The organism is Pleurocapsa sp. CCALA 161 (assembly GCF_003003995.1).
Taxonomy (GTDB): Bacteria; Cyanobacteriota; Cyanobacteriia; order Cyanobacteriales; family Xenococcaceae; genus Waterburya.
Window position 1 is genome coordinate 20,207 of the sequence record NZ_PVWF01000059.1, and the last position, 11,778, is coordinate 31,984.

At 40.3% G+C, this 11,778-nt stretch carries 5 protein-coding genes; 3 read left to right on the forward strand and 2 right to left on the reverse strand.

Translation table 11 applies throughout. The features are described from left to right. The first annotated feature begins 1 nt into the window (after position 1). Complete coding sequence (locus C7B62_RS14740) at positions 2-1,207, forward strand: ABC transporter permease (protein WP_106237837.1); 1,206 nt, start codon at positions 2-4, stop codon at positions 1,205-1,207. Between the two features lie 188 nt (positions 1,208-1,395). Here the strand turns inward: C7B62_RS14740 and C7B62_RS14745 are convergent, their stop codons facing one another. Then, positions 1,396-1,677, reverse strand: coding sequence for a hypothetical protein (locus C7B62_RS14745; RefSeq protein ID WP_106237839.1), 282 nt, complete (start codon positions 1,675-1,677; stop codon positions 1,396-1,398). Positions 1,678-2,129: 452 nt separating this feature from the next. On the opposite strand from C7B62_RS14745, the gene C7B62_RS14750 reads away from it, so the two are divergent. Together C7B62_RS14750 and C7B62_RS14755 are read left to right on the forward strand one after the other, a co-directional pair. Continuing rightward, positions 2,130-3,806 (forward strand): hypothetical protein, encoded by a 1,677-nt coding sequence (locus tag C7B62_RS14750; RefSeq protein ID WP_199194208.1) that lies wholly within the window; start codon positions 2,130-2,132, stop codon positions 3,804-3,806. A 245-nt stretch (positions 3,807-4,051) separates the two neighbouring features. Beyond that, the gene (locus C7B62_RS14755) at positions 4,052-5,371 is read left to right on the forward strand and encodes an AAA-like domain-containing protein (protein WP_106237843.1); all 1,320 of its coding nucleotides are present in this window, start codon (positions 4,052-4,054) and stop codon (positions 5,369-5,371) included. A 17-nt stretch (positions 5,372-5,388) separates the two neighbouring features. Here the strand turns inward: C7B62_RS14755 and C7B62_RS14760 are convergent, their stop codons facing one another. Next, positions 5,389-11,598 carry an AAA family ATPase gene (locus C7B62_RS14760; protein ID WP_106237847.1) on the reverse strand — a complete coding sequence of 2,070 codons (6,210 nt, stop codon included), beginning with the start codon at positions 11,596-11,598 and terminating at the stop codon, positions 5,389-5,391. Positions 11,599-11,778 lie beyond the last annotated feature (180 nt).

The window sequence follows — 11,778 nt, forward strand, 5'->3', positions numbered from 1 at the left end:
TATGAAATTTTTTGAAACCATAGAAATGGCGGTTAAAACCTTAACTGCTAATAAATTTCGTACTGTCTTAACCATGTTAGGTGTAGTAATTGGTAACGCCTCAGTAATTGCTGTAGTTGCCATTGGACAAGGAGCAAAACAGTTTACCCAACAACAACTAGAAGCGTTTGGCCCTAATCAACTGACGGTTTATGCTACTGAAGCAAACAGCATAGGCTTAACTAACGAAGCAGCAGAAATAGTTTTAACCGACGTTACCGCCATTGTTGAGCAAGTACCAGCAGTACGCGAAATTGCGCCTCAAATTAGCAGTAACTCGCGTTTAACTTATCAAGGAAAATCTCTAAGTTCAGACGTGATGGGGACGACTCCAGGTATACTCTATGTTCGCAATCTTCAGCTTAAACAAGGTAGTTTTTTTACTCAAATAGACGAACGACAAAATAGCCAGGTGGCAATTTTAGGAGGAGCGATCGCCAATAAACTATTTAATCACCAAAACCCTATTGGTAAGACGTTACAAATCAATGGCTTAAGTTTTCAAGTAGTAGGACTAATGGAAACCAAAGGATCATCATTAGGGATCAATCCCGATGAAACTGTTTATATTCCCATAACTACTATGGCAGAACAACTAGTAGGAAAAAGAAGCCCTAACGGTGTTCCCATCGATTATTTAGAACTTTCCGCCCAAGATCAAGAAAGTATCCGCGCTGCTGCCTTTCAGGTTACTAATATTTTGACCCGCCGACATGGCAAAAAAGATTTTAGTATCTATGCCAACAAGTCGTTTCAAGATTTAACGGCAAAAATTACCAACTCACTGAGTTTGGTTTTAACTGCGATCGCTGGTATTTCTCTACTCGTTGGCGGAATTGGCATTATGAATATTATGTTGGTTTCCGTCAAAGAACGGACTAGAGAAATTGGCTTGCGTAAAGCGATCGGCGCAACTCAAAAGGCAATTTTAACTCAGTTTCTGGTTGAATCAATTATCGTTTCAGTTGTCGGTGGCGCGATCGGTACAGGGATTGGGATGAGTGGCATCCTACTCGTTGGTGTTTTTAGCCCTGTGTCAGCTTCAGTACCCATAGGAGCAATTATATTGGCTACGGGAGTATCAGGAACTATTGGTCTAATTTTTGGGGTGATTCCTGCTAAACAAGCTGCCCAACTCGATCCAATCAATGCTTTACGAGGAATTTAAATCAAATCGTCTGAAGGTGTCTATCACGAATATATCCAAGTGCATCCCTTGAGGAATCCTTTAGGACTTGCTATCTGTTACTTACTACTTCAGCGATCGCAAAAAAGAACTATTCCCAGAACCTTCCCTCTAAATGCCATGATCTTGGCTTGGCTGATAGCGAAAAGGGTAGTCTATTTAATCGTCAACTACCTTTGTCCTGATTTAGCGCTACCGTCTTCGCTGACAACTATTTCTTCTCGACTAGGAGGGACTAAATAAGACACAATAAACGTCAGAATAGTAGTTGCTGCACTAGAAATTTCACCAGATATTTGACTATCTGGCTGTTTAAAAACAGGATTGTAAGTATTTAAAATTAAAACCGTTAAGGTAACCAAAGATCCTGTAAATGCCCCTGCTGTAATCTTTCTAACAGGTAAATAAGTAGGTCTAGATTTTGTTGACTGAGTTGTAGTTGAAGCCATCATTAATTTTTTACTTTTATTTACTGTTCAAGTTGAATAATAATTTTTTATCACTCTTCTAATTTCATAAAACTCAGGTAACAACTCATCTAAATAATTATTAAAAAATCTGTGTCCGTGATACGAGAATATTATCAAATTGTTTGGTAAGCTGTTAATCATTTAAACTATAAACTACATATTATTTAAATTAGACAAAAAGTAGTTAAACTATCTCCCAATCTTCCCATCAGCCTAATGGATTGGGGAATTTTTTAGGACAATAAGCAAATTGAAGGCGTAGGCGTAATAGCTAGAAATTTTGGCATGATTTTTAATATGAGTTTATGGATGAGTTTTATGAGATCGTCAGAATAAAAACCACCATAAAATAAAACTCAAATAGATTTCTAACTGAGAAAAGCAGTTTCTCATGGCGATTTTATTTATTTATATATTTATCGAGAAAAATTTTTATGTTTGACTACCAACATAATTTGCCCGAAGAATTTGAATGTCGGCGACAAGAGACTTCCTTAAAACGCAAACAGACACTTAATGATGCCTTTGATGCTTTGATAACTTCCTCACCATTAATCAATGGAGATGAAAAACGGTATGAACAGCTTGGCTTGCCAGGGTTTGCTTCTTTTACCAAGGCTCTGGCTCATAATTCAATTGGGCTAGTGGAACAATCATCCTATGAGTCGCTGCTGATGGCAATTCAACAAGGTAGTCAGTCAGCTTTTGAAGAAGTTCAACTCGGCGGTGGCAAACGCTTGCTAACTAATCCACTCAATGCATACTCATTTCAGTTAATCGGTAACGACTCTCATGGCGCACGAATAGCAGTAGCGCCTGAGTTTGCCAGTCGCAACACAGCAATCGATATGGTTGAGCGTTATTGGATGGCACTGTCGCGAGATCTGCGATTTGACCAATATGCTAATAGTCGGCTAATTGCTGATGCTTGCGAGGATTTAAATAACCTGGGGTTCGAGCGAGAGTTTGGTTTTGAATGTTCACCAGAGACGATCTTTCGAGGCCCTTATGAGGGTTGCGATATAGGGCCTCACGTTTCTCAGTTTCTGCTGCGAGATTTCCAGTTTGGTAATCAGCCAATTCAACAGTTACAGCGTTACCCAAGAGAGGGTCTTGATTACTTAACGGATTTTGAAACTTGGAATCAAGTCAACAATGGTCAGATCAATCCGACAGGTTCAGACATTATTGACGGTACGCGCTATATTACGACGTTGCGTGATGGGGGACAGTGGGTACATCTTGATTTTCCACATCAATCGGGTCTTTGGGCGACAATTATTCTGCTGGGATTGAAGGCAAACATATCAGAGGCGAGTCCATATGCCAGTGAAGATATTACCAGTTCCGAGGCGTTTGGCAGTCTGGGGGGTTCAGATATTACGGTTCAAAGTAGTCTGGCTGGAGTTTATGCTCTTAAACATGCTTGGTTTCAGAAATGGGTCGTTCATCGGCGTTTGCGACCAGAAGTATATGCCCAGCGTCTTGAGCTTTGCCGACGTGGAGAACTTGGTCAACCTGATAATCCCCTCAATAATGACAAATTTGACGGGCTTTTTGGCTCAGGTGCAGACGTTTGGCGCAAGACTAGCGTACTCGATCGCATTCTTGAACATAATCAACAGCAAAACAAAGCTCAGAGTCGTGGTGATCAAAATGGGACGTGGCTATTGCCAATGGCTTTTCCTGAAGGTTCGCCAACTCATCCTGCATATCCTGGTGGACATGCTACATTTGTTGCCGCAGCAGCAACCATTGCTAAAGCATTTTTTGCCGATGGTGAGTTTTTCAATCCGAAAGTGCCAATCGATCAGGGTCAGCAGCTAGGAGATTATCAAGGCCCTACTCTAACTGTGCATGGCGAGCTTAACAAGCTAATTGCTAACGTCACTTTATTCCGCGATGGGGCGGGAGTGCATTGGCGAACTGATGGGACTGCTTCTGGTCTTAATGCTGCATTTGACCGTCAAGGTAACGGGATTGAGACAGGGGGAAATCTATTGGGAGAGAAGATGGCAATTAGTATGTTGCGGGACATCAAGCGTACCTATCGAGAAAATGTGGGAACTTTTGAGTTTCGCGATCTGGGTGGAAATTTAGTTCAAATATAACTAGTTTTGAGAATTGTAATTTGTTTAAATAAGCGATCGCTTTAAGTAAAGCGATCGCTTATTTTGGTATAATCAAATCCCGATAACCTGATAAGATGATTTTGATCTGAAGAAGAGTAATAATTTGCAGCTATACCTGGAAACCTGGAATCAATTTACTCAAATTTGCTATAAGTTCTCAAATCTCTAATTGACTCTATTTTTCAAAGCATTGATTGAAGCGGCAAAATCGACTTCTAATCGCCATGAACTTCGACCATCTACTTAAAACAATCGATCTCCAACTAATTGAGCATCAAGATCGTCCTCTTCATCCCACAGAAGTTTTAATTCTGCGCGGGAATTGGCAGTTCAAAACCTACAATCAAATTGCTCTAGAGGCAGATTATAGCCCTGGTTATTTTACGACTGTTGTTGCTCCAGAGTTATATCAGCGACTTTCTCAGTTGATTGGTCAGCGTATGACCAAAAAGAACTGCCGCTCCCTGCTAGAATCTTATTTCACTAGTCAACAAACGGCTTTAGCAACACCAACCTTATCCCTTGAGATCGACCAAGATGCTTTACCTTGCTACCCCAGTGGCTCAGTACCTTTGGACTCTCCATTTTATCTCCAACGCCCTTTGGTTGAAGAGCAGGTCGAGCGAGAAATTAGAAAGCCAGGAGCCTTAATTAGGATTAAAGCACCTAAAGAAATGGGCAAAACTTCATTGATGCTGAGAATTCTAGACTACGCTAATCAGCATCAGTACCATACCGTTGGCCTGAATCTGGAGCAAGCCGACCAATCAATCCTCAGCGATTTAAATCAATTTTTGCGTTGGCTGTGTGCCAATATCAGTCGCCAACTTGGTCGTAAACCAATGCTAGACGAATATTGGGATGAAGATATGGGCAGTAAAATTAGCTCTACTCTTTATTTACAAGACTATATCTTAGAGTCAATCGATACTCCTTTTGTGTTGGCGTTAGATGAAGTGAATCAGGTTTTTGAACATGCCCAAGTAGCTAAAGATTTTTTGCCTTTATTGCGTTCTTGGTATGAAGAAGCAAAAAAAATGCCCATTTGGCAAAAGCTGCGTCTAATTGTAATTCACTCAACCGAAATTTATGTCCCACTTCAACTCAATCAGTCACCGTTTAATGTGGGTTTACCAATACAGTTAGAAGATTTTAATTTAGCCGAAGTGCAGCAATTAGCTCAACGCTATGGACTTAAATGGCAAGATGGTGTTCAAGCCAGACAGCTAATGTCTATGGTCGGCGGACATCCTGCACTAGTTAGTTTAGCTCTCTATCATCTTAGTCGGCAGGAAATAACTATTTCACAACTGTTAGAAACTGCTCCCACAGCTATGGGGATTTACTCCCATCACCTACAGCGCCACTGGGCAACCTTAGAAAAACAACCTGAATTAGCCCAAGCTATCAATCTGGTTTTTAAGGCAACTGAGCCTGTTGTCTTAGATCCAATTATTGCCTATAAGTTAAGCAGTATGGGAGTTATTAAGCAGTTAGGCGATAAAGCAGTAGCAGGTTGCGAATTATATCGGCGGTATTTTTGAGTTATTTAATTAAATGATTAAATAAAGATCTCTCTATAGATACGATTTTGAACTTTTAAAATGCCCTCTTGCTTAACTACTAGCCCTGATAACAGTAATTCTCGCTCTACTGAACTATTATTAACTGCGATTACCTCTGGTTGCTGCAAAATTTGGCGATAAAGCTCTAGTAGCTGGGCGGATTGTTTACTCTTGAGGAGGCGATCGCGAATTGTTCTCAAATGCTCAGGCTCATCTTGAGCTTCCCAATTTTCGATAATCTTGGTGCGTACCAAGTTTTCAATCCATTGCGCTTCTGTGTTGGCAGGAATCGTCCATAAGTTGCTGCGGATCAGTTTACACAACTTTTGAGTCAAAAAAGGTTGACCGCTCGTCCAGGCTAATACTTCTTTTAAAACAGTTTGGGGATTACTTATTTCACTTAATCCTTGCAGTAATGGTTGTGCTTCATGCTCTTTAAAGCCCTCTAGCTGGATTGCTTGACCAATATTAAAAGGAGTTGTCTGAATATCTGTCATTAAATCTGAGGGGGTAGCAACACCAAAAAAAGCAAAGGTTAAACGTTGATATTCTAGATTAATACTGCGCTGATTATAACAAGAGCGAATAAAAGCAAAAAAGTCATTGACAGGAAACTTTAAGCCTAAAACACTATCAATTTCATCGATCAAAATTAGTATTTTTGGTGACACAGTGCAATCTTGCCCTACTTCAACCAGTAAAACTTCTTCGATAAATTGACTTAACCGCTGCACGGGAGAAAGATCGGCTCGTTCTTGCCACCAAGTTTTGAGCTTAATCTTTCTGAGTAAACCAAAACTACGCCAAAGTTCCACAGTTAAACCTTTATACCATTGTTCGGGGGTAATATTTTCGCTCCCGATTCGGGTCAGATCGATCGCCCCACAGCTAAATCCTTCATGCTGTAGGTGGTGCATCATGTGTACCATTAAGCTGGACTTGCCCATTTGTCGAGGATTGAGAACATAACAAAACTCACCCTGCTTTAAAGCCTTGTAAAGATTACGATCTGCCGAACGCACGACATAAGTAGGCGCATCCATGGGCAAACTTCCCCCCACTTGATAGTCAAAAGTTCCATCTGGCTCGGCATTTTTCAGTAGCTCGTTTTCAAACAGCAATTCTGCTTGGGTGGCTTTGAGAATTTCTAAGGTTTGGGATAGTTCATGGGTGCGTTCCTGCACTTTTTGTTCGAGGGTGCGGTTAGCTAATGCTAATTGATCCTTTGCCTGTTGTAGGGCAATATTCTTTAGCTCAAGTTTTTTAGTAAATTGAATGCGTTCTGCTTCGAGATATTTACGTTCGCTGATATCAGCAAAAGCAGCGATCGCATATTTGATCTTGCCAGTTTCATCAAAAATTGGGGTGGCAGAAACTTCTAGAGGCATAATTTTATTGGGCATATGCAGTTCTAGATCGTCTTTTTTAACCGTTTCACCAGCAATAGCGCGGGCAATCGGCAATTCTTTGACTGGATATAGTTGTTCTGTCCCCGCCTGATACACGCGATAAACTTCTGATATTTGCTCAGTTGTGATGTTGTGAGGAGCATTACTTTCACGCCCCAATTTTTTAGCTATTTGGTTGGCATAGTAGATTTGTCCAGTCAAATCGTGAACCGATACGCCGACGGGCATGGCTTCCAAAAATTGCGCCAGTTGATTTTGATTTTCCTGTAGTTCGGTGTAAAGTTTGGCATTGGCAATGGCGATCGCTGCTTGGCTGGATAAAACTCGCAGAATTTCTAATCTCTCTTGGGTAAATGCTCCTGCGATCAGATTGTTTTCTAAATAGACAATACCGCGGAGTTTGCCTTGGTCAATTAGTGGCGTACACAAGAGGGATTTAATCTGATGAGATTTAAGATAAGGATCTTGATTAAAATTACTTTCTCTAGCTGCATTATTTTTGAGTACAGTTTTGTGGGTACGAGCAACATAGTTAATAATCGATGTGGGGAGAGAGTCACGAATGGGGAGGGACTTGACAACAGTTGTATGCTCTTCATCCACTGAACCAGAAACCTCAATCAGCAGTTGTCCTTCGGTTTCTAGAATCAGGCAGCCAATCTGCGCCCCCGCACTCTCAATCAAAATTTTCATCAGTCTAGCGAGTAATTTATCCAAAACTATCTCGCTGGAGATTGCCTGAGATGCTTTAATGATCGTCGCTAAATCTAAGACTTCTCCTGAACGAGTGTTGGAAGTGGTGGTTTTGAGCTGGTCTGAGATCGAAGTAGGAGGTGAAGAGACGGTTAATAACTGTGGATATTTGGCTTGCAAATCTTCTACCTTGGCTGTTGCTCCCCAAAGAGAATAAAGATAGTAAGATTCATTCAAATAAACTTGGGCAATTTTAACTTTACCCCAGTCTAGATAGAATTTTGCTGCCAGTTCATTGGCGAAAGCTTCTTCATTAATGTAGTGATATTCTCTAGCTTCAGCGATCGCCAGATCATAAAAATTCATTGCTTCGAGATAAAAGCCTTGAATGCGATGTTGTTCTGCTTCGATCAGGTAAAACTTGTGTAAATAATTCATGGGGGCATGATCTGCCCACTGCTGCATCTTGGTTTTACGGGCAGTCACTCTAATCAATATTTGCTGCTGTTCGCAAATTGCCACAGCATGATAGATACCTAGATGAGCTAGAGCATCATAAAAATGAAACAAAGGAACAAGTAAAGTTGCTGTTGCTCCATCTAAATACTCTTGGGCTTGATTGGCGTTGGCTACCGCCTGATGGTATTCGCCAAACAGACAACAGAGATAAAGTTGGTTGACGTATAAAGCACACAGAGCATAGCGATCGTTTGCCGACTGGTGCTGGGGTATCATGATTGATTCATCATACAGTTCGCCTTGCAAACGGTAGGGACTTTGGGAGCGACCTAGCAAGTTCAAGACAGCCTGACCGTAAATTTTTAAGTAATTAAGCGTGTTTTGCTGTTTGAGTTTACTAAAAGCGTGAGTATAAGCTGTTATTTCTACTGCTAAGTTCGCCAGTTCTTTGCCCACAAAAGCTGAATGAAACGAGTAAAGATAGGCACAGGTAGTCCCGTAGTATAAATCGCCCATTTCTAAGCCGATTTGATAGGCAGATTGGAGGGGTGCTAATGAGTTTCTGACTGGTTCTTGCCAAATGCCGATCGCCGTCGAAAATACGGCAGTTATTCTGGGGATAAGTTCTGATTTTTGTAATTGATCAGCAAGGTTTAAAGCCAGCCGTCCAAATTGATAGCCTGTTTCGATCTCATCTACTACACCACAGAGAATTAGCCCATAGTTGACATAAGCAAAAGCAGATAAAGAAGTATTTCCATAGCGGATCGACAGATTCACTTGTTTAGATACCAGTAGGGGTAATAATTGAGGTGCAGCAATATAGATCGAAGAAAAGATCGAACTAGCTATCTTCATCACAGCTAATTTTTCTGGATCGCTCATTTGAGGCAAATCAATTAAATCCTCAATCTGCTTTCCAGCCAAATTTGTTTGAGTTTTGGCTAGTTCCTGTTGAACTTCTAATAATTGAGGGGATGCAGAAAAGGTAAACTCTAAATTTTCTAGCAAAGATAGAGCCATTTGAATTGCGGTTAAGTCTTGATTTTGTGCCTGGTAAGCTTCGAGCTTTACTTGATAAACCTTGACTCGATCTAGCAAAGTCTGAGCCTGTTGCAAGACTACTAGAGCGAAATGTTCCATCTGCTCAAAATCGCCATTTAAATAGGCTACTTCTGCTGCTTCAGAATAAAGACTGAGGATCAGATGGTAATCAGTTTGCCAGCTTTCATCTGTTAAAAATTCTTGACCTAGTTGGAAATATTGAAGTGCTGCCTCATAAGCGTTAGCTGCTTTAGCTTTTTGCCCTGCCAGCAAGTTTAGTCTGGCAATTTCATTGCGTTTTAAGCGATCGCTAATCAGTTCTTGTCCAATATTGAGATGATCGACAATTTGAAAAATCTGGTCTGATAATTCCTCTAATTCCTCTGGTGGAGTATTTTCCCAAAGCAAACAGCCGATTTTAAGATGAACAGATAGTTTTTGTGATTGTTCAATTAGAGCATAAGCACCTTGTTGAATGCGATCGTGTCCAAATTTATAATTTTGAATTAATAGTTGCTCATCTATTTCTGACAGAGGAATAATTAAACCAGCATTAATCATTAAAGTTAGATTTTCCCGCAGTGACTCAGCAGATTGACCAACAACAATTGCAATGGTGTTTAAGTCAAATTCTGCTCCAACGCAGGCAGCAATACTCAATACCCCCTGGGTAGACTGAGGTAATTTTTGCATTTTGCCGATCATAAACTGGACTAGATTATCAGTACTACCAATTTTTTCAATCTGCTTGAGATCCCATTGCCAGTAGCCTCGATGACTTTTAGCTTGATCACAAGAGTATTGAGCAGCATTAAATACCAGCAAATTATCTGCATAAATGCTTTTGAGAAATTCATTGATAAAAAACGGATTGCCGTTAGTTTTTTGCCAGACTAATTCGGCAAGCGATCGCACATATTCTCTGTCTCGATTGAGGGTATCAGCAATTAACTGCTCAACGTGATCGAGAGCCAATGGTTTGAGATTAATTTGATTGACTATTGCCCCTTCTCGGCGTAGCTTATCGAGAGTAATAGTTAAAGGGTGAATAGGGGTGATCTCATTATGGCGATAAGAACCGATCAAAAACAGATAACTAAAGTCGGCATCGAGCATGATCCGCTCAATTAAATTTAGACTGGCGGAGTCTGCCCACTGTAAATCATCGAGAAAAATAACTAAAGGATGTTTAAAAGAGCAAAAGACACGAATAAAATTGGTAAAGACTAAATCAAAGCGATTTTGAGCTGCTATTGCCGTCAATTCTGATAACGCTAGCTGCTTACCAATAATTAATTCTAGTTCGGGAATAACATTGATTATTAATTGACCATTTACACCCAAAGCTTTTAGTAGCTTTTTACGCCAGCGATGGAGTTTGATTGTGCTTTCACCTAAAAGCTGTTTGACTAAATCAGTCAAGGCATCGACGATCGCCGAATAAGGAGTATTGCGCTGAAATTGAGGAGAGGCTGGCCCTGTCATCGCAGTAGAAAAAGACTTATATCCCCCATCAAATTTACCAGAGATAAAATAGCCTTGTTTCTCAGTAATTGGCTGATAAATTTCTTGTACTAAAGTGGTTTTACCAACGCCAGAATATCCTGTAACTAGCATTAGTTCAGTTAGGGATGAGACTGATGGTGGTGCTGTTACTCTCGCAAATGCTGCTAGCAGGGTGGCAATTTCTGACTCTCTACCATAGAGTTTTTGAGAAATATAAAATCTGTCGGCAACATCTTCAGTGGCGATCGCAAAATCTTTGATTGTTCCTGTCGTTTCTAATTGTCTTAAACATTCTGCTAAATCTGCTTGAACACCATCCGCACTTTGATACCCTTCCTCGGCAGTTTTTGCCATCAATTTAAGGATTAAGTGAGAAATGACTCTAGGAATATCGGGATTGAGATGATGGGGAGGCAATGGCTGCTTGGCTAGATGAGAGTGAATCAACTCTAAAGCATCCATTGTCTCAAAGGGCAATTGTTTGGTCAGTAGTTCGTAGAAAGTGACCCCTAGGGAATAAAGATCACTGCGGTAATCTAAACTACGATTCATTCGTCCCGTTTGTTCAGGAGAAATATAGGCTAAAGTACCTTCAAGCAGGTTAGGACTTTTGAGGCGAGGATTTTCCTGCTGAAGCATCGTAGCAATCCCAAAATCAATAATTTTGAGCTGTCCTGTGGTGGGGTTCAAAACAATATTGGCTGGATTAATATCTTTATGAATAACTTTAGCTGCATGAATCTTACTTAAATTCTCAACTATCTTAATTCCAATCTCTAAGAATTCTGGCAGTGTTAAAGACTTTTCCTCAATCCACTTTTTTAAAGATATCGCCCCAAAATCTTCCAGGATGATAACTAAGCTTCTGCCATAAGGTTCTAAGCCATAAGTCTTAATTGCTCCTTCAAACCTAAGACTACAAAGAGTTTTATATTCTTGTCGATAACGAGCAAGTTCTTGCGGAGTGGGATAGTTCTGTTTTAAGACTTTCAGGATTACAGGCTGATTATCCGCTGAATGAATGCCCTGATAAACTTCTGAGTTAAAGCTTTCGTAGATTTTGGCTAGAACTTGATAGCCTGGCAAAGTTATCATGATAAATTTTCAAAACTAGTTCAAGTTAAGGATTTATACTAAATTCGCTGGGCAAAGGTAATGTTTAATTTCTGCGTAAAAAATTGGTGATGAAATTAGAATAACTTGTTACTTGTTACTTGTTACTTGTTACTTGTTACTTGTTACTTGTTACTTGTTACTTGTTACTTGTTACTTGTT